Origin of the sequence: Oceanobacillus sp. HCA-5259, from assembly GCF_037892815.1 — a bacterium.
Lineage (GTDB): Bacteria > Bacillota > Bacilli > Bacillales > Amphibacillaceae > Oceanobacillus > Oceanobacillus indicireducens.
The window spans coordinates 22,683-43,212 of record NZ_JBBKBV010000024.1; the positions used below are offsets into that span (position 1 = coordinate 22,683).

Genomic DNA, 20,530 nt, shown 5'->3' on the forward strand with positions numbered 1-20,530 from the left:
AAAAATGGCATTCATGCTAGTAATGGTGGGTGTTTTCTGTATTATTTACATGAAACCTCCTATTTTTAAACAAATGAGATATGATTATGTTTATCTCCTGATTGTTTTGATTTTACTATCCATCATTGTGATTAATGGGACTTTTATAGATTTAATGTCTGATGGATTACTAGTAACGCTCACGCTCATGATTTTATCTCCTTTGTATGTAAAAACATTTTCAGCAATAGGCAATAAAGGGGAACAGAATGCTTAATTCTATGCAAAAAATGCACGTCAGTACATAAACTATACGATTAGAATGATGGTTCATAGCTCAGTTGGAAGAGAGATATTTTAACAGGGTAGATGGTTCGATACAGTTGGAGCTTCTCGTTTACTCCTAGCTGTCAAATTGATAGAAAGAGAGACTTGGAAACTTTCATAGATATGGTATGATAGATAGAGTTAAAGGATTCAGAGAGAAAGGGGTAGGAAAATGGATATTGCAAAACTTTCTACAGCATTAAGCCAAGCCCAAGTAAAACAGCAAGCAAGCTTATCGGTTATGAGGATGATGATGGATACAGGGAAAGTTCAAGCTGGTGATATGCTAGAAATGTTGGACGAAAGTGTAAGTGCACCAGATGCAAGTCACCCAAATTTAGGTGGGAAAATTGATATTCAAGCATAAAATAGTACAAAATGTTAAGTTTCGCTTGCAGGAAATATAAATGTATTGTATACTAAATCTTGCAGTTGAAAATAATGATTCCGTAGCTCAGCTGGGAGAGCGCTACCTTGACAGGGTAGAGGTCGTTGGTTCGAGCCCAATCGGAATCACTATAGAACAGAGGTCTGTATCCCTTATATATCAAGGGGTACAGACCTTTTGTTTTAAGTGTAACAGATTCCGAATGCCCCTAAATTTTACCAATTGTTAAAACCTTGCTAACAACCTCATTTTCTTCTCGACTGTAATACATCTTCGAATATGTCTTCGGCTTCATTCCGGTTCGTCTGGGATGATGTGAGCATAAGAAGCTTTATCTCCAATTATACAACCTTAAATAGCGCTTGTTTAAGGTCTGATTTTCATAGGTTAGTCGACATAACTGATTCAAATACTTACATTTTATAAAGTTTGGGAGGTTTTCATATGATAAAGATTCAACGTCATCCGAAACTAGCAGATGTTGCAGCCTTTATTTCCAGATTAAATTCAAATTTAGAACACCATATTGGTTATTGTGGGAAAAAGATGGATGAAATTTTTAATACATTGGAGGAAGACTTTGGAGATATACCTGCACGTGAATCATTTTTTATAGCAACGGAAAGCGATAAGGTTGTTGGAGTCTGTGGGTTTGATGCTGATAACGAAAGGGGAAAAGCCGAAATATGGGGACCATTCGTAGACCGCGCAGATGCATTAAAGGTATCTATTTTGTTATGGGAATCCACTATTAAAGAAATTCCGAATACCATACAGACTGTCTCCTTATTTCCGGATAATCATAATTTAATGGTAGTTGATTTGGCTAATAGATATTCTTTTGATTCTGTTAGTAAAGAGACCATTTTAACTTGTTCCAAACAATCTTTTAGAAGAGTAAATAATGACAATGTAATCCCGCTAATAAGTGAACATTATAGTTCATTGATAAAGTTACACAACCAAATTTTTCCTAATTCTTACCTAACTGGTACTGAAATGGTAGATGGATTGAGTGAAACATCGACTGTTTTTGGTGCTGTAAACGAACATGGTAATTTACTAGGATATCTTTACACTGAGGCAGAGCCAGAGTTTGGAGAAGGAAGTATTGAATTTTTTGGTGTAACTCCGCTGGTGCGTAACAAAGGTTTGGGGACTTCTCTTCTTGTAAAAGGTTTAGAATGGCTTTTTACATTTCCATCCATAGAAGAAGTTACTCTATGTGTCCAATCTGACAATTCGAAGGCGATTCGTCTATATAAAAGACTGGGGTTTCAGATTGAGCATCAACTTACATTTTTCGAAAAAACTCTAGACAAATCAGGCGTAAACTGAATATTGGTCTCTATTATTATGTTAGGTAAATCTTATTTAATATTACAATTTAAGTTAATTTAGGTCCAAAATTATTTAGCGAAAAGTGTTCATTTTTACTTGACGGTTACATGGTGTTGGCATACAGTAGAATGCTTACGATAACCAATATAAAACTTGTTTTAATTCGCCTTGTTTTGTTGGACGCCAACATTGGCATCTGGAACTGAATAAAGGTACATTTATTTGTACGAAATTTAGGTGCTTTTTGAATGACATTAGCACCTTTTCTTGGTACAATATAATTAAAATTCAGAATATAAAATGGTGTCGGGAAATAAAGTTTTCTACAAGAAGGAGAGCTGAACTTAGGAGCCATAATACTATTCGATGGGGTATGTAATTTTTGTAATAAAAGCATTCAGTATATCATTAAAAGAGAGTCGTATGATTACTTCAAATTTGCTTCATTGCAAGGTGAAGTTGGTCAAACCTTACTGAAAAAACACCAGTTACCTTGGGATGTTGATAGTTTTGTATTGATTAAAGACGATCGAGTGTTTTTAAAGTCGGATGCTACTCTTCGGATATGTAGACATTTAAAATGTCCTTGGAAACTACTGACGATACTACTCATTATTCCTAAACCGATTCGGAATGCAGTTTACTCAATCATCGCAAAAAACAGGTACAAATTTTTGGGGAAAAGGGATAGTTGCGCTATACCTTCTCGAGAAATCCGTAGCCGTTTTTTAGATTGAGCTTTTTTATTTTGTTTTGATTGAGAATGTTATCTCAAGACTAAGCTGTTTCACTAATTAAAATTAGATCGGAGGGTATAACTTTTGAAGTTCAATGCAAACAAAGACTTAGCTTATCGAATAATAATTGGGGGATCGGCACTGTTATTCTTAGGACTATCACTTGGACTATTCATACCGATTTACCATAAAGCAGGACTCGCCGCAAGTTTAATCTTTTCTTTGATATTTGGGATTTTCGCTATTGTCATTTTATGGTTTTGGTACCGAACATTTTACTTTGTAACAAATGATTATTTAATTATTCATATTGGCCCATTTAAACGCCGAATTGAGCTCGAAACCATTAAAAAAATCGAAAAAACTAATACTCAATTAGCCTCAGCTGCTCTTTCCAAAGAACGTTATTACGTATACTATGGTTCCAGTGATTTTACAATCATCGCTCCAGAAAATATGGACCAGTTTATACAAGTGATCAATGAACGAAAGGACGAACCGGTAGAGTTTCTGAAATAGAATGTGTACATTCATTTCCAGTGATTAAACCTGTATTTCCGAATAGATGATTCCACGGTGAAGGAACACCATGAAAAGGTTAAGCCGCAATTATTTCATGCGGCTTAATCTTTTTTGGTAAGGTCGGCTAGAAATAGTACTTGTCTGTTTAATTCAACGATTCCGTAATTTCGATAATGTATGCCTCTCTCTCAAGCTGTGAAGAAACTGAGTTTCCTCCCCATAGATATGCATTTTGATATACCCATAGTTCGCCGTTAGTGGTAAACTACGATTAAATGTGTGACATATCCTAAGAGTGAAGGATAGAGATGGTTCTTATATGTTTAAAAAAAGAAAATAGAACTAATTGATAAATATTTATCCAATTTTTAATATATTGCGATTATTTGTAATAACCTCTTAAACGAGCTGTAACCACAGACGTGTCCCCCTGTGCTAGGATTAGACTTAATCAATAACAAAAGGGGGACTACTAATGAAAAAGTTAGTATCCGTATTGATAGGGCTGGTTATTATAGGGATTGCTGCGACTTCAGTGTCAGCAGCTGATTATGAGGTACAAAAGGGAGACAGTCTTTGGAAAATAGCGAATGAAAATAATACAACTGTTGAAATATTGATGGAAATAAATGGACTCAAATCGTCATTAATTCATCCGAAACAAGTATTGAAACTCGGAGTAGAGACGGAGGCAGAGTTTTATATTGTGCAAGAGGGAGATACTCTGACACATATTAGTAATTCCTATAGTGATGATGTAACGGTCGATAAACTGAGGGAATGGAATAATCTACCCTCCGACCTAATTATAACGGGACAGCGTTTAAATGTGAATGGTGTGGGAGTTGAACCAACAGTAAGTGAAGAGTCGGAGCAAACAGCAGATGAACCGGAAGTTGAGACAGGTACTGACGCAAATGAAGAGAATCAAGAGGCAGTGGAAGCGAGTCAGGATTCAGCGGAAGAGAGTCAAGAGACAGTAGAAGAGCAAGTTGAATCGGCCAACAAGGTTGAGGAAACAACAACCGGGGAAGTTAGAGGAGAAACATTTGCTGTTGAAGCAACCGCCTATACTGCAGGCTGTTCCGGCTGTTCTGGTGTTACTGCAACTGGAATTAATCTGAATAACGACCCTTATGCAAAAGTTATTGCTGTAGATCCTAATGTTATTCCGCTAGGTACACAAGTCTATGTAGAAGGCTATGGATATGCTGTGGCAGGTGATACAGGTGGAGCCATCAAAGGAAATAAAATAGATGTACATCTCCCAACAAAAGAAGAAGCATACAACTGGGGAAGAAAAACAGTAAACATCACGCTTATAGAGTGATAAGGAAGCTTATTTTTATAAGAACTTAATCTGTCTTTATTATATAGTTTATAAGTTCCTTGTCTCAGGTTCTTCATTCTTTCTTATCTCCTATGTCTGATAATTGTAATTTGTCTAAAACTAAGAAGTGCTATAAAATGGAAGTAAATCATGTATAACGATTTATAATGACAGATGCCATCACAAATACTGAGCGGTAGAGTAGACAAGGAGGGAAAGAATGGAAATTAAAGACTTGCTAATTTTTCAAAGTGTTGCTCGTAATGGAAGTATTAGTAAAGCTGCAGATGAACTTAATTATGTACAATCCCATATCACTTCTCGAATTAAGTCATTAGAATTAAGTTTGAAAACACGACTATTTGATCGTCATAGTAAAGGAACGACATTAAATTCGGAAGGAAAGAGGCTTTTAGTCCATTCAGAGAAGATTTTACACATGATAGAAGAGATGAAGAAAGAATTTCAAGAATGTAGCAATCCCTCAGGTACTCTCGAGATTGGGACTGTTGAGACCGTCACGAAGCTACCGATGATTTTATCCAACTTTCATAAAAATTATCCCAATGTGGAGTTAACACTAAAAACGGGTGTAAACAATGATTTAATAAATGATATTTTGAATCGCAAATTAGACGGTGCCTTTGTTACAGGATTTGGGAGGCACCCCGATATTGAGCAGATTGAAGTTTTTAAGGAAGAACTCGTTTTAATAGCAGATAACAAAAAAGTTAGTTATAGCAGTTTGAAAAATAGGCCAATGCTTGTTTTTAGTAAGGGATGCAGTTATCGAGCGCGGCTGGAGAATTGGTTACATGATAGCGGAATTGTGAATGCTAAAGTAATGGAATTTGGAACATTGGAAACGATTCTGGAAAGTGTGATAGCTGGGCTTGGGATAAGTCTTGTACCCAAATCCACTGTTCGTTATTTAAAATTAGCTGGGGATGTTCGGTGTTACCCAGTACCTAAAAAATATAGTGAGATATCAACTGTCTTCATTAGACAGGCAGATACGTATTTAACAAAAACGATGCAAAAGTTTATTGATACCATTCATATATTAGAAAATGAAATTCCCCGTCCGTTCGTTAATCCAAATGTAGATATCTCGGCAATTAAAGAATATTCCGTTTGAAGGGCAACTTTGTTCTTTTTATCATATAAAAAACATACATCAGTGGGTGTTTTCTTACCCACTGATTTTTTTATAACTTTTTACAGTCCTATTTCTAATTTAAAAGAATGATATCAGTTTTACAGATGGAGGAATATCAGTATTAGCTATTTTACGGAAGGGAAAGTAACTTTTATACTAAGGATAGAGATGGTTTTTATAAAATTCCTACAATAAGGGGCGGGAGGAGTGTAGTACATGACGAAAATGAATCTTGAGTTAGCAAAGCAACTTATCGAAGGTGCCGAGAAAAAAGCAGCAGAACTTGGAATACAAATGGTTATCTCTGTTGTGGATGAGGGTGGAAATCTTATCGCAGTACATCGTATGGATGATGCCTGGTTGGCTAGCGTTGACATCGCACAAAATAAAGCGTGGACTTCTGTTGCTTTAAAAATGCCAACATCCAATTTAGCTGAAGCGACTGTTCCGCACGCTGAACTCTATGGATTAAACACGACAAATAATGGGCGGTTAGTTCTCTTTGGCGGAGGCATCCCCTTAGTTGAAAATGATAAAGTGATTGGGGCTGTTGGTGCAAGTGGAAGTGCTGTTGAGCATGATATCCAAGTTGCACAAGCAGCAGTTGATGTTTTTGAAAACTTGAAGTAAGATGAGCGGTCAGAGCACTTGTCTTATCCAAGCGAGGCTTTGAAGTTATGGGATTAGTTCCTTGCTGTGCTAAAGTGTTAGCATGGGAGGGGACTGATCCTTTTTTATTGTTCAAACCGAAGTTTCAACCTTAATGCAGAGCAGTCAAAATAACACCGAACGATACGTTTTTCCGGGAATAGCGTAACAGTGCAGGTATGGAACCTCAAGCCGTAAGTTATTAAGGTGACCCTAAGAAGCGTGCTGTTGGTGGCTGGGTTTCCACTAATCCAAAGAAACCGCTAGGAAACTAATTTCTTGAAAAAGCTTTATCTGCTATAATAAATTAATTGAACAAATATTAAAGATGAAGGATAAGTTTTTTCTGCTGTATATTAAAAGAATGATATAGATGACCAAGGCATATATTTACCGTTGGCTATTCTTTTTTATGCTGAAAATGGGTAGATAAATTAAAACAATTTAGGGGGGTAGATAAGGAGCGCTAACAACCTAATTTATTCAATTAACACTCCGTGGGAAAAGAGCAAAAACTCCCACTGAATGAGGTTTTATTTTATCGTAATTATGGAGCGCTATTTCTAGAGCGATAGGAATGGCGCTCTAGTCATAATTTTTGCGCTGTTAGAAGCGGACCAGATGGGGGTAATTATTCTTTAATGAGGATAAGATTTGTGCCCTTTATCATCCTATAGTAAACTTTGGTGATTGATACGTGAATGGATGAATAGTATAAGTTATGTATCCGAAGAAAGGAATGATCGTAACGATGGAGAATAAATTAATTATGAAATCCTATTATCAAACGATTATAGATGAAAATGAAAAAGAAAAAGAGCACCCAATCAAGATACTGGGTGAGATGTATATGGAAGAAATGAAGAAGGAACAGCCTGAACTGTCTGCAATCCGTTTTGCTCAAGGAGAAGTTTATTTCTTGAATCAAGATTATGAAGCTGCGATTTATAAGTGGCAGCACCCTTTAGACAAATCCTTAATACCATGGGGACAGAAAAATATAGCAGATGCGCACATGGAAATGGGGTTATTGGAGTACGCAGAGAAGTTTTATAAGGAAGTGGAGACGGATTCCGTTACATTAAAAACAGAAGTCATGCTGCAACTTTTCTCGCTGTATATCCAACAAGACCAAATGGAAAAGTCCGTTGATATCATTAAAAAAGCGGTTCAATTGAATCCAGATTATGCTGATGTAACAGAAATAGCAAAGCGTTATTTTGAGAGTATCAAAGATTGGGATAGTGCAATCGAACTTGCAGTTAATGAAGCAATCCGGACGGAATCTCTGTCCTGGTTTGAGGTATTAGAAGGGTATGCCAACCTTGGCGTCACATCTAACCATGATCCTGCTTATTTCAATAACGTGTTAGTTACATTATACTCTATTGATAAATATCATTTTGAACGTTTGACGGATGGATTATGGAGGAGCTTTAAGCAAAGCGAGTATTATTTTCGTTGGCTAGAAGAGGTGAACCAGCTTCTCTTGTACCAAAACATGGAAGCCTCTTACAACTGGAGGAAACTACCAAGTCTATTTAAAGAAGGGTACTATTATTTAATTAGTGGTAGATTTTTAATAAATGATGTTTCAAATTTAGTGCAAGATCATTTAACGAATTGGTTAGCGGTATCTTCGACTTCCGATCGTCTCATCTCTTCGGCCGCAATACTAGCCTGGAATGAGCTTTTCCCTTCAGCGATGGATACATCATTGATTCAGGAAGCAGAACAAGCGTTTAAAAATGCAAGTCCGGATCAAAGTGGCAAAGAAGAAGGAATAAAGCTTTTGGATTCTATTAAAGTGTGGGCGGAGAAAGAAGGTTTACTAGAAGGGTTAACAGAATTTATGGGATCTAGGCTAGATGAATATAAAATAGAAGAGGTAGGCCCAACAAGGATTCGAGAAGTTATTAAAGATGCATTAGCATACATTTCAGACCAGCAGGCAGAGCTCGAGAATGTTATTTTGCGGGAAATTGATTGGAGTGAGGAGGTCTTAACAGAACTGCATGATTTCCATCAAGAGATACTTGATGTGGAGAAAGATAAGGCCAACATCATGATAAGTTCGTTCCGTGATTTAAAGAATAAATTAATGGAGAAAGCGCAAGTTAAACTACCTGAGTTACTCAAGAACTGTTCCGATTTAGTGAAAGAGGACAGCGACTTTTCCAAACTTCATCTTGTATTGAATGAAGAAATGAATAACCGGATGGCACAGTACATGGAAAAGGAAGTCTTAGCCGAATTTAAATCTGTGACAGAGGAATGGTTAGATACTTGCGAAAGAGAGTTTCAAGAAAGCCAGATGCTATTTGATGAAGTGAGTGAAAATATAAACCAGCAATTTAAACAAGAGAAAGTTGTATTGTCAGGTGACTTTAAAATATTGGATGACTGGAAGCGGGATATCGAGCGGATATCAAGGGGATTATTACGCTTTGAAGAAGTAAATATTTTGTTGCGGAATAATCCTTCCCAGTTGTTATTAAAAGGAGCTGGAAAACTGTTAGCTCCCCTGTCAAAAAATAAAGAGATGCTCCTCGGGAGGTATAGGGACTATATCGAGAATGCTGATTACAGTGAAGTCGCGGAGGAAATGACAAAAACATTTACCCAGCAATTACAGTTTTTTGAGGAATCCATCGGATGGGATGTAAACAAGTTTTTCTTCAATCCACAGGAAGAGCTCCATCGTATAATAGAGGAAGTACAAGCAGCTATTGAAGAAAAGAACGGTTCTTTAAATGAGATGCGTGAACAACCTGAAATCTATCAAGATCCTCTTTTCTTGTTCGAGTTAAAACTGCGGCATTATGATTTAATGAATGGGATAGATACGATGAGCTATATTGGGAGGTATTAGGGGGGCTTTAAGCGGGTTTGAGTTTCTCTTATGTAGTGGAAAAAGCGCTAAGCTAGAACAGACAATAGCTATTGGAAGCTAACTTCCAATAGCTATTTACTTTTCACTGCCAGTGGTTTTAAATGATGCACTTGCAGGCTCAGTATTTGCAAACCGTACCATCATACCTGTCTATTTCATCTTTCTTCACTGCAATAATCATCAAATCAAATGTTTTATAAGTATAATTAACACTTTTGCTATTTTCAATTTACTCCCCCTCGTAAAGTAACTTATTTTTAGGAAGGAACTTTTTTAACCACTTTAATTGATAACTACACATAGTTCAATAAGATTGTAGCTTAATAATTTAAGAAAAACAAATAAAATTGTAATTTTCCCAAAATAGGAAAGCTGGATGTTTACGGTTCAATTAACCACTTACCAAGCAACTAATTTCTCGTAAAAAGCTTTATTAGCTATAATAGATTAGTTGAATAAATATTAATGCAGATTTTTGCCGTATCTAAATAGAAAGAAGGATGTAGATGAAAAAAGCTTTTGTTTACCGCTGGGTTTTCTTTTTTATCGGAATTATGCTGCTAGGTCTCGGAGTATCGTTAACCATCAAAGGTCAGCGGTTTGGTGTGGGCTCTTGGGATGTGTTGCATATTGGTCTATTTCAAAATCTCGGGTTATCGATTGGCATGTGGTCCATTATCGCAGGGATTATCGTAATTACGATTGCTTCTATTGGTTTACGTGAATTTCCAAAACTAGGTACCTTTTTAAATATGGTTTCGGTCGGTTTATTTATCGATTTTTTTAATTGGCTGATTCCCGATCCACATACATTTACGCTGCAACTGGTCAGTTTTATTCTCGGCATTTTATTATTAGGTAGTGGTTCGGGTATTTATATTTCAGCAAATTTAGGAGCAGGTCCGCGAGATAGTCTGATGCTGCTCATTGTTAAAAAGTTTAAATTAAGTATACGAGTTGCACGTACGATGATGGAAGTTAGTGTTGCGGTCGCTGGATTTTTATTAGGCGGACCGATTGGTGTCGGTACTGTAGTTATGGTCTTTGCACTTGGCCCGGTGATGCAGGTGGCATTAGGAAATAGTAAAAAAATATTAGACAATTTGATTGCGGAGAAGCAGGTTTCTAATTATTCAAGAAGCAGAGATGGCTTAACATCTAACGATAATGCTGTTTAAATCATCGTCTCTCCCTAGAAGACATGTCAATTCTATACACATATTGAACGTGATGAATACAAGGAAGTTTCCAGGAGCATTTCCTCATATTCTTGCATAGGCTATTGCATGTTATATGAGAGGATGTGTGCATTTGGAACTGACCATTTCTCATTTATTATACGGCTTGTTTACGCTTTTGATTATTATGACGATGATTTTCCGTAAAGGTGTTGTATTACTAACCTTACTCGGAACATTTGTCATTGCATGGGTGTATAAAGGGGATATTATCAGCGGATTTACTTCCATTTTCAATGCGAATTTAGTTGCTGCACAGGAGTTATTTAGTATATTTTTAATTATTACGTTTATGTTGGCGCTCCTTCATTCTTTACGTGATTTAGGTGCGGATAAGCGAATGATCCAGCCCATCCAGAGATTTATGGTGAACGGACATATTTCTTTTTTCGTATTGGTAGGAGTTACGTATATTATATCCTTGTTCTTTTGGCCGACACCTGCTGTACCATTAATATGTGCGTTACTTGTACCAGCTGCTGTGCGGGCGGGATTACCAGCTATGATAGCTGCAGTTGCGATTGCGCTTGCTGGGCAGGGAATGGCATTATCATCAGATTATGTTGTGCAAGTGGCGCCGGGTCTATCGGCAGCATCTGCTGGCATCGATGCTGAGTCTGTAGCCGATAAAGCGCTTGTCATGTCATTGATTGCTGGTGGTGTAGCAATTCTTTTAGCCTATCTATTTTACCGGAAATCCATCCGTTCCAAAGATGATCCGCTAAACGAAGTGGACTTACAAACATTACAAACCTCCGAAACCTCTACAAATAAAGTAAGAACAACTCATTTAACTACTTGGAGCAAGATTTTTGCAATTTTAGTCCCTTTATCCCTTCTTATTGTTGTTATATATATGATGTACAATAAGCTTTTTTCAAGAAGCAGTGAATTGGTCGGGGGAGATGGCGCTGCTTTTATTGGTGGCGTTGCGGTAATACTTTTATTGTTATCGACCGTTGCTTTTGGAAAGCATCATGCCCTGGACTATATTAGTAATCATATTACGGAAGGCTTTGTATTTGCTTTTAAAGCAATGGGCCCGGTTATTCCAATTGCAGGCTTTTTCTTTTTAGGCAGCCCTGACTTTTCTGGTAATATTTTAGGCGTAGAAGAAGGGCCTGCATTATTGTTTGACCTTGTTACTTCTACACAGGAATACTTACCGCAGAGTGCACTGCTCGCAGGATTAAGTATGTTGATTATTGGGATCATCACAGGACTCGATGGCTCAGGTTTCTCTGGCTTGCCACTTACAGGAGCTCTTGCAGCTTCACTGGAAACAAGTTCGATTGACGTGTCAACATTAGCGGCAATTGGACAAATGGGGGCAATATGGACTGGTGGAGGAACGATTATCGCATGGTCGTCATTGATTGCAATTGCTGGCTTCTGTGGAGTTTCTGTCATGGACCTCGTTCGTAAAAACTTTTTCCCTGTTATTATTGGTTTAATTGTGATGACTTTTATTGCAGTATTTTTTCTATAATTGCTTATTAACCAATCGGAATAACGAATTTAAGAAAGCGCCAATCTTTTGATTATCAAGGGATGGGTGCTTTTTCTTATGATATAGGAAAGTATAAAATACGAGGGTAGCATTATTTTAAATATTCAACGGTCTTGTGAGACCCTGAACAAAAAGGACAACTATTATAATTTAAACGGATGATTTGCTCATGTTCGGGCAAAATGATTGAGAGAGAGTGACGAAACTTTTATAAATATAGTTGCGTTTCGGAATGTCTACTGACGCAAGAATAAACAGCCATTTTATCCTTGGAAATTCGTAAAGGAGGTCACCCTGTGATATGAGTTTTTTGTTAAGAGCTTTTATCATTTTGGTTGTTGGATACTTTTTAATGAGATTCGTTGGTAAGAAGACGGCAAGTGAAATGACTGGTATTGAAATTATTACGCTTTTGGCAATGGCTTCTATGATTGGACATGGGGTGGGGGAGGATGGATTATGGAAAACAATTTTGGTTTTATGTTTATTCATTGCTCTATTGATCACTGTCCAATTTCTTTCGGTAAAATTTGATTTTGCAGAAAAGTGGATAATGGGTAAAGCAATACTAGTTATCCAAAACGGACAAGTTTTAAGTAGGAATTTAAAAAAGCTGCGTATGTCCGTTGACCAATTAGAATCTAAATTAAGAGAACAGGGGATATCTTCCATAACCGATGTGAAAACTTGTACAATAGAAATTAGTGGTCAATTAGGCTATGAATTAGTGGATGAAGCAAAGCCTGTTACATTTAGGGACCTGCAATCCTTAGCAGCGCAACAACAATTGCCGCCACTTCTTCATCGCCCGAACAATCCAAATGATAATCTTTTCAATGAAGTGATTCAACAGGAAAATAAAAATCAAAAAGACTTAAGCCTGGATCGTCGAGAATAAAATAAACTAATGTATTAACATAAAAAAGAATCTATTTGTTAAAAGTAATTATGAAAGCAGTGAGCAAAGCGATATACTCACTGCTTTTTGTGTTTTTAAATTTCATGAATGGAAAAGATGACACATTACGTGTGGAAAATACGGCGGTTAGTAGTTTATCGGATCCATGCTTTTGTATCTTCAGGGCTTAAAAATTGGATCAGGAATGGGGACGACTGTTTATAAAGACAACATAATAGAATGACGTTTTTTATTGATTTCTTGGGAGATTTCCTGCTCCAACGCAAAGCCGAATTGATACAAAGTAGCTTCGTCAAATTCTTTTCCTATAAGCTGTACTCCGATAGGTAGGCTGTCTTTTGAAAAGCCGCATGGAACAGTTAAGCTAGGGAACCCATTCAAATTAGTCGGGGACGTGAGTTTCGTAATAGTTGAGCGGATATGATTCCCATACCCATTCGTAATTGTTGCATCCCGACTTCCAATATCGGGTGGCAAAATAGACATGGTAGGCGTGAGTAAAATATCACAATCGTCTAATGCCTCGTTGAATTCCTTTTTCGCTAATTCTCTATTTTGGAGTGCACGGGCGAATTCAAAGCCTTTTGCTAGAAGACCTGTTTGTAATCTTTCTTTGACTTCCTCATCCCAGAGGTCCGGGTATTCCTTAAGGTTATTCTCATGAACAGCGTAGGCTTCCGTTCGCAGAATTATCCGTTGTGCCTCTAAACTTCTCTCACTAATGGAGAGTTTAATTTGCCTTATTTCTGCTCCAAGCATTTCAAATGTTTGAATCACATTTTTAATGGCAAATTGAATTTCTTCATCAATATCTTCGTAATAATAAGCTGTGGGGATACCGATTATTTTTCCTTTCATATCTTTCCCTAATAGGCGAGTGTAATCTTCTTTTTTCCGTCGAATAGACTTGGGATCCTCTCGGTCGTACGCAACCATCTCATTTAATAGCAAAGCATTATCAATTACAGATCTTGTCAGTGGTCCAACATGATCAAGTGACCAAGAAAGGGGATAGACACCCCGATTACTAATACTTCCAAATGTCGGTTTCATGCCTACAATTCCGCAAAAAGATGCTGGAACCCGGACGGAACCACCTGTATCGGTTCCTAAGGCGCCGAAACATAGATATGCTGACACGGCAGCAGCTGATCCCCCACTGGATCCGCCTGTCATTTTCTTTATATTATAAGGATTGTGTGCCGGTCCAACATGAGAACGGTCTCCAGTCGGACCAAAGGCAAATTGATGTGTATTATTTTTACCGATTATAATGGCACCTGCTTTGATTAATCTATTAATTACGAAAGCATTTTCTTTTGGTGAGAAATTCCTATATATTTCGGAACCCATCGTTGTTTTAATCCCTTTTGTAAAGATATTATCTTTAATCCCAATAGGTATGCCATGCAGAGGTCCTTTATAGTTGCCTTGCTTGATTTCTTTTTCCATCTCATTTGCATCTTTAAGAGCCTTGTCCTCATTCACTGTAATATAAGCATTTAATGTGGGGTCTGTTTTTTTAATTCGGTCAATTGTGCTTTTAACGAGTTGTACTGGAGAGATTTCACCCTTCTTTATTTGTTTTGCCAGACTGTGGATTTCCTTAGATAAAAAATCATTCATAAAACCTTCCCCCTTTTGATATGTTGATAGTACAAACACTTTATGCTCCAGGAATTGTATTATTGCCTATTAAAGTCAATTAAAAATTATTTCGGAAATATTATGGTCAGTAGGAGTGAAACGATGTTATCAACATGGTTCTGGATTCAATTGATTATTTTTATTTTAGTTATGGCTATAGTTATCGTCGTTGCGACGAAAAGGACGAAAACAATTGATGACTTTGCCATAAGTGGAGCAAATTTAGGGCCTGTTGTCTTAGGCTTATCCTTCGCTGCAACGGTAATGAGTGCTGCGACATTTATGGGGTATCCAGGATATTCGCATGCCTGGGGATTCAGTAATTTATGGCTTTATTTATCGTTATCTGTAGCAACTCCCATCGGCTTTCTTACAGTTGGAAAAATGGTCAGAAAAGTTAATACAAAGCAACGTTCCTTATCCCTTCCCGACTGGCTTGGAGACTATTATAACAGTGACTTTCTAAGAGTTGGCTCCGGACTTATCATGTTATTTAATCTATTTTATATCGCTGCTCAATTCTCCGCAGGTGCACAAATTTTCGAGAAAATTGTGGGGACTAGTTATGGCATCGGACTAGTTATTATTGCTGTTATTGTTATAGCGTATGTGTTCGTAGGGGGTTCCTATGCTGACGTTTATACGGACGCCATCCAAGCGATGTTAATGATTATAGTTGCTGTAATTGTATTTATTTCCGGTATTGTTATATTCGGTGACGGAAATATTAATGCGGCTTTTTCTAACATTACCGAGAACTTCAAAGAACAAGACGGGAATTTATTAAAGGTTTTCAATCCAGAATCGAATTACTATGCCTTTTCAGCAGTGCTAGGTTTATTTATCATTCAATTTGCTTTTGCATCTCAGCCACAACTATTCAACAAAGTCTTATCACTTAAAAAACCTAGTGATTTACGAAAAATGTTTATTGTTTATATTATTACTACGGTGCTTTGCTTACTTGTTTTATTCGGTGGTTTCTATAGTCGTGTTGCTGTACCAGAGTTGCAAAATGCTGACCTAGGTTTACTTGCTTATGTAGAGTGGAGCATGCCGGCGTTTTTAGGAGCATTAGTTGTAGTTACGATTTTGGCTGCTGCCCTATCAACGACAGACGGATTATTCGTCGTCATGTCTACTGTATTTGCGAATGACATTTATAGAAAATTTTTAGTTAAACGAGGAATTGTTAAAGTAACCGATGAACAGATGCAAAAGACGGCTATGAGTATTAGTCGCTGGGCTGTTATTGTTATTGGAATACTTGCCTGCTTTCTCGTATTAAGTCCGCCTCCATTTCTTGGCGACTTGATGTGGATTGGGATTTCCGGAGTTTCTGCGGGCACGCTTGGTCCTATTATGTACGCTGTTTTCAGCCGGAAAAAAGCCTCTCCACGTGCAGCGGAAGCGTCTATGGTTATTGGGCTTGTATCTTATTTAATGATCGTATTCACAGGAATTGAATCCAGTCCACTCGCAGCTGGAGGGTGGGCAACTTGTGTGGGGATTGCTGTAATGATCATTTTGGCTAATGTATTAAAGCGCCCAGATGATCAGACTGCGTAATCACGCATTGACGGTCTGTAATACCCCCACCTCTAAACATGAAGGAAGCCCAACATGTGAAAGTGGAGGAGATATACAGTCCGTAAATCCCGATCCTGTTCGACTAACATTCAGTGGAGACCCTCACTGAATGAAGTTTCACTTTATTTAATCGTAGGATACTGATTCGGAAGGGAGAATAATAATCAATGTGGACTAACCCAATGTTATCGATTTGGTTGTATATGGCTATAGGTGGCTTGATTGTACAAGGGATTATTTTATGGAAGTTTTATGGACCGGAAGATTAGGAAGATAGGAATGACAGAAGTTTAATAAAAGGTGTATTCTCTTATGATTAGGAGACACACCTTTTTAGTATATCAGCGAGCAATTAACTATCATCTATGTCAAATGCAGAGACATCTTTATTTTGCTTTTCATATAATGATGGTGAGGTGGTTAGCCATGGTAGAGATTCTTATGATGGGGACAATAATCGCTCCTGTTACAACAGGCATTGTTCAGGCATTAAAAGTTTCCAAAATAGTGCCTAAGCGGTATTTACCTTTAGCATCCATTTTTATTGGTGTTGCGCTTGGAGCGTCTGCAACATTTCTTGGAGCAGACCTTCTTGTCCGCAGCTGGGCTGGAGGAATTAGTGGACTTGCCGCCACAGGATTGTTTGAATTGAGTAAGAATGGAAGAGATATAAACGATCCAGAGGAAGAGGAGTAAACGGTCATACTTACTTTGCTAAAGAGCGCGCTAATTAAAATGCGCGCTCTTTTATGTATCATTTTACATTATATGTGAAGAATAAAGGTGCTTGTAATTATTCGCTGGAGGTAATGTTATGACTAACTCTAATACACAACTAACATCATCTGAAATCGCAGCAATTTGGACATCCTACATGAATGACAGTATGAATCAATGTATATTAGAATATTTTTTAAAAGACGTTGAGGATTCGGAAATCCGATCACTTGTCCAACAAACTTATGATTTTATAAGTACACATGTGAATAAATTAGACCAACTTTTTATTATGGAGAAGCTCCCGCTGCCAGCTGGCTTTGGTAAGGAAGATGTCAATCTGAATGCACCGCGCTTATATACCGACGGGCTTATGCTTGAATATATTGGGCATTTGACTAGGGTTGGATTAGTTGCGTACAGTGGTTTTATCACCACGAGTGCCAGGAAAGATATTAAAACTATTTTTAAGGAAGGAATCACGGGAGTATTGGAGTTGTATGATAGGGCAACGGATATTTCCGTAGATAAAGGTTTATTTGTGCGGCCTCCATATATTCCTTATCCAACAAAAGCAGACATGATTGACAGCAAGAAATATTTTAGTGGAATGAATCCATTCAGTAATAAGCGACCACTAAATGCAGTGGAAATATCTTATCTTCATATGAACGTACGGACGAATATGATTGGAGGGAAGCTTGCAATAAGCTTTGCGCAAGTCTCTGCCGTTGAGAAGGTGCAGAACTGGATGCTAAGAGGGAGAGATATTACGAAAAAACATATTGGAATCTTTGCTAAGATACTTTCCGACAATGATTTGCTAGCACCTCTTTCATCAGATGTTTCCATAACGGATTCAACGATTCCCCCTTTCTCGGAAAAGTTAGGGATGTTCTTGTTCGCAGAGTTGTGTGCGTTAGGAATTGGAAATTATGCAACGGCTGCTGGAGCAAGTCAGCGGCATGATCTTATCGTGAATTATGAACGTTTATCCCTTGAAGTAGCACAATATGCGAAAGATGGAGCAGAGATTATGATTGAAAACGGATGGTTGGAGCAACCTCCAGGTACAGTGGATAAAGAGAAGCTTGCGAAAAGCAAAAACAAACATAATTAATATGCTATCAAACGTTTAATCTGTAGGATGTGAAAGGATGAAGCAATCACCGCTTGAAAAAATATTTTGGAGTATTGCTCTGCCGGGTTTTGGACAATTGTTGAATGGGAAAATCGTGAAAGGTCTTATCTTCATTACAGCTGAATTCATGATTAATGTGAAATCAAATTTGAATCAGGTGATCATTTATAGTTTCCGAGGAGAGATGCAAACGGCCATTGCGGAGACGAATTATCTTTGGCTTATGTTCTATCCATGTGTATATATGTTTGCCATTTGGGATGCTTATCGGGATGCAGGAGGAGCGAGGTCTCCTTACTCTTTTCTCCCATTTGTTTTCAGCGCATACTTCGGAACAATTGGATTAATCTACTCCTCCACCTTGAGAATATTCGGTGCGTTAATTGGTCCTGTTTTCTTGCCGATTATATTCTTATGTATCGGAACCTTTGTTGGACTTGCTATTGTATCGATCATCAAGCAGATGAGGAAAGTGGCTGGGACATAACAACACGGGCGCTTGCGCCTTTGTGTGGATTTAACTCATTTTAGAATAGTTATGTCCTAGCCATTTCAGCTTTTTTTATGACTCAACTTTTGCACCCTGAAAATATTAAAGCAAATCATCCTAATTAAGCGCCCCTAACCGTTATTAATTAAAAAAGTCTTCTCAAAATGAATGAATGCTTTCATTCAACGTAAGTATCTTGCTGTCATTATTTTGGTGTCCTGATTACCGTTCAGTTGCCCGGTGGACGGATACTTTCCCAGTTAAGTAAGCTAATGATGCATATGGGAAAATAGGGATCGTTTGTTTTCTTATTAGAGCGAGGTAAGCGTCCTAATAGGAAAATAGTTCCCTATTGTTTTCCCATTAAAGTAAGATGGATATGCTGATGGGAAAATAAAACCCAGTTGTTTTCCCATTTAAGTAAGCTGAATATGCTGATGGGAAAATAAAACCCAGTTGTTTGCCCATTAGAGTAAGCTGAGCATGCGAATGGGAAAATAACCCCCAGTAGTTTTCCCATTAGAGTAAGCTGAGCATGCGAATGGGAAAATAACCCCCAGTAGTTTTCCCATTAAAGTAAGCTGAACATGCTGATGGGAGAATAACCCCCAGTAGTTTTCCCATTAGAGTAAGCTGAGCATGCGAATGGGAAAATAACCCCCAGTAGTTTTCCCGTTAAAGTAAGCTGAATATGCTGATGGGAGAATAACCCCAGGTTGTTTTCCCATTAAAGTAAGCTGAACATGCGAATGGGAAAATAACCCCCAGTAGTTTTCCCATTAAAGTAAGGTGAGCATGCGAATGGGAAAATAACCCCCAGTAGTTTTCCCATTAGAGTAAGGTGAGCCCCCTTAGCGCTTAGCCCGAGGCGGTCTAAGAACGCTCTTGTATGTGGCAACGTCTGCATGAGCACATTCTATGCGTCGAGGCTCACAGCCACTTAACGGAAAGTGAGAGGTGTCGGGACTGCGGACCTTTAGATAGCCAAGGAATACATAACTGTTTCAGACGGCAAATGTTGAGTTATGATTTATGAAGTTTTATGAAATCAGCTTCAAACCAACTGCAGCACCTAGTACCATACTAATAAAAACAATCCTTCTCCAGTCCTTGGATTCTCCGTATATTAACATACCTAAAATTGCTCCGCCGGAAGCGCCGATCCCTGTCCAAACTGCATAAGCTGTACTCATCGGAAGCGTCTCCATGGCATATGCAAGAAAAATAAAACTAGCCCCAAATCCAAGAATCAACAAAGCTAATGCTTTAAAGTTTCGGTCGATATGCAATTTATTGATCATAGCAACACCGAACATTTCAAATATACCTGCCAAAATTAACGAAGTCCATGCCATTAGGATTCACCGCCTTCCCTAACGTTATCCGGTGTCACTAATTTCAAACCAACGACACCTGCTAATAAAATAAGAATTAATATTACTTTCTCTAACCCGAATGGTTCTCCAAAGAATACTATCTCAGAAAAAACGGTTCCCGCTGTTCCTAAACCGACAAAAACCGCATAGACCGTACCAACCGGGAGTTTCCTTCCAGCCATAATCATTAAATAGAAGCTGATATAGATGGCGACAACCGTTCCAGCCCAAGTCCAAAAATCTTGTGCGTGTTTTAAACCAATCACCCAAAAAACTTCAAAGAAAGCAGCAATAATCACTTTCATCCATTCTTTATTCAATTGTATTGCACCTCCAAAATAAGAATTTCCGAAAAACAAAAAAGCCTGGGAGAAACTGTGAAAATACAGTATCTCCCAGGCTTTTATCCTTCCGTGGCACAGCAAAGCTGCGAGTTTTCTCTCGGTCTCAGACCAACAAAGTTGCGGAACCCTAGAAAACATTCAACTTATGCAATTACTTTTTACTATACAGGAGTAGGAGCGATTTTTCAAGAGAAGGGGATTTAATTATTGAGTCAAGTTTTCACATTGGAATAA

At 37.9% G+C, this 20,530-nt stretch carries 19 protein-coding genes, 1 tRNA gene and 1 riboswitch; of the genes, 17 read left to right on the top strand and 3 right to left on the bottom strand.

The features are described from left to right. Positions 1-4: 4 nt before the first annotated feature. The 13 genes from WKU33_RS12960 to WKU33_RS13020 all read left to right on the top strand — a co-directional run bounded on the left by WKU33_RS12960 (position 5) and on the right by WKU33_RS13020 (position 12,970). Positions 5-256 carry a hypothetical protein gene (locus tag WKU33_RS12960; RefSeq protein WP_336251830.1) on the top strand — a complete coding sequence of 84 codons (252 nt, stop codon included), beginning with the start codon at positions 5-7 and terminating at the stop codon, positions 254-256. Positions 257-478: 222 nt separating this feature from the next. Next, entirely contained in the window at positions 479-673 is a 195-nt protein-coding gene (locus WKU33_RS12965) for a YjfB family protein (protein ID WP_336251829.1), read from the top strand. Positions 674-749: 76 nt separating this feature from the next. Beyond that, a tRNA-Val gene (locus tag WKU33_RS12970) sits at positions 750-822 on the top strand. A gap of 316 nt (positions 823-1,138) precedes the next feature. Beyond that, positions 1,139-2,032, top strand: a complete 894-nt coding sequence (locus tag WKU33_RS12975; protein WP_340455015.1) for a GNAT family N-acetyltransferase — start codon at positions 1,139-1,141, stop codon at positions 2,030-2,032. A 359-nt stretch (positions 2,033-2,391) separates the two neighbouring features. Further along, positions 2,392-2,772 carry a thiol-disulfide oxidoreductase DCC family protein gene (locus WKU33_RS12980; RefSeq protein ID WP_336253595.1) on the top strand — a complete coding sequence of 127 codons (381 nt, stop codon included), beginning with the start codon at positions 2,392-2,394 and terminating at the stop codon, positions 2,770-2,772. 84 nt (positions 2,773-2,856) lie between these two features. Further along, positions 2,857-3,291, top strand: a complete 435-nt coding sequence (locus WKU33_RS12985; RefSeq protein ID WP_336251827.1) for a PH domain-containing protein — start codon at positions 2,857-2,859, stop codon at positions 3,289-3,291. Positions 3,292-3,769: 478 nt separating this feature from the next. After that, positions 3,770-4,624, top strand: a complete 855-nt coding sequence (locus WKU33_RS12990) for a 3D domain-containing protein (RefSeq protein ID WP_340455018.1) — start codon at positions 3,770-3,772, stop codon at positions 4,622-4,624. Positions 4,625-4,844: 220 nt separating this feature from the next. Then, entirely contained in the window at positions 4,845-5,762 is a 918-nt protein-coding gene (locus WKU33_RS12995; RefSeq protein ID WP_156855687.1) for a LysR family transcriptional regulator, read from the top strand. Positions 5,763-5,999: 237 nt separating this feature from the next. Continuing rightward, positions 6,000-6,413, top strand: coding sequence for a GlcG/HbpS family heme-binding protein (locus tag WKU33_RS13000; protein WP_156855688.1), 414 nt, complete (start codon positions 6,000-6,002; stop codon positions 6,411-6,413). Positions 6,414-7,152: 739 nt separating this feature from the next. After that, the gene (locus tag WKU33_RS13005; RefSeq protein WP_340455021.1) at positions 7,153-9,303 is read left to right on the top strand and encodes a tetratricopeptide repeat protein; all 2,151 of its coding nucleotides are present in this window, start codon (positions 7,153-7,155) and stop codon (positions 9,301-9,303) included. A gap of 527 nt (positions 9,304-9,830) precedes the next feature. Next, positions 9,831-10,502 (top strand): YczE/YyaS/YitT family protein, encoded by a 672-nt coding sequence (locus WKU33_RS13010; RefSeq protein WP_188858651.1) that lies wholly within the window; start codon positions 9,831-9,833, stop codon positions 10,500-10,502. A 133-nt stretch (positions 10,503-10,635) separates the two neighbouring features. Then, positions 10,636-12,051: a hypothetical protein gene (locus WKU33_RS13015; RefSeq protein ID WP_188858653.1), complete on the top strand. Its 1,416-nt coding sequence runs from the start codon at positions 10,636-10,638 to the stop codon at positions 12,049-12,051. A gap of 322 nt (positions 12,052-12,373) precedes the next feature. Beyond that, on the top strand, positions 12,374-12,970 hold the full coding sequence (locus tag WKU33_RS13020; RefSeq protein WP_336251824.1) for a DUF421 domain-containing protein: 597 nt from the start codon (positions 12,374-12,376) through the stop codon (positions 12,968-12,970). 219 nt (positions 12,971-13,189) lie between these two features. Here the strand turns inward: WKU33_RS13020 and WKU33_RS13025 are convergent, their stop codons facing one another. Next, positions 13,190-14,617, bottom strand: coding sequence for an amidase (locus tag WKU33_RS13025; protein WP_336251823.1), 1,428 nt, complete (start codon positions 14,615-14,617; stop codon positions 13,190-13,192). Between the two features lie 123 nt (positions 14,618-14,740). Here WKU33_RS13025 and WKU33_RS13030 point away from each other — a divergent pair, with 123 nt between their 5' ends. The 4 genes from WKU33_RS13030 (at position 14,741) to WKU33_RS13045 (ending at position 18,573) form a co-directional block, all read left to right on the top strand. Beyond that, on the top strand, positions 14,741-16,207 hold the full coding sequence (locus WKU33_RS13030) for a sodium:solute symporter family protein (RefSeq protein WP_156855694.1): 1,467 nt from the start codon (positions 14,741-14,743) through the stop codon (positions 16,205-16,207). Between the two features lie 447 nt (positions 16,208-16,654). Then, positions 16,655-16,924, top strand: a complete 270-nt coding sequence (locus WKU33_RS13035; RefSeq protein WP_156855695.1) for a holin — start codon at positions 16,655-16,657, stop codon at positions 16,922-16,924. Positions 16,925-17,042: 118 nt separating this feature from the next. After that, the gene (locus WKU33_RS13040; RefSeq protein ID WP_156855696.1) at positions 17,043-18,065 is read left to right on the top strand and encodes a DUF3231 family protein; all 1,023 of its coding nucleotides are present in this window, start codon (positions 17,043-17,045) and stop codon (positions 18,063-18,065) included. Between the two features lie 37 nt (positions 18,066-18,102). Continuing rightward, positions 18,103-18,573: a hypothetical protein gene (locus tag WKU33_RS13045; protein WP_156855697.1), complete on the top strand. Its 471-nt coding sequence runs from the start codon at positions 18,103-18,105 to the stop codon at positions 18,571-18,573. 1,043 nt (positions 18,574-19,616) lie between these two features. Here the strand turns inward: WKU33_RS13045 and WKU33_RS13050 are convergent. Both WKU33_RS13050 and WKU33_RS13055 read right to left on the bottom strand, forming a co-directional pair. Further along, the gene (locus WKU33_RS13050; protein ID WP_336251821.1) at positions 19,617-19,931 is read right to left on the bottom strand and encodes a DMT family transporter; all 315 of its coding nucleotides are present in this window, start codon (positions 19,929-19,931) and stop codon (positions 19,617-19,619) included. Further along, on the bottom strand, positions 19,931-20,272 hold the full coding sequence (locus WKU33_RS13055; protein WP_156855699.1) for a DMT family transporter: 342 nt from the start codon (positions 20,270-20,272) through the stop codon (positions 19,931-19,933). The genes WKU33_RS13050 and WKU33_RS13055 overlap by 1 nt, the downstream gene beginning before the upstream one ends. Positions 20,273-20,342: 70 nt before the next feature. Beyond that, positions 20,343-20,438, bottom strand: a riboswitch (guanidine-I (ykkC/yxkD leader). Positions 20,439-20,530: the final 92 nt, after the last annotated feature.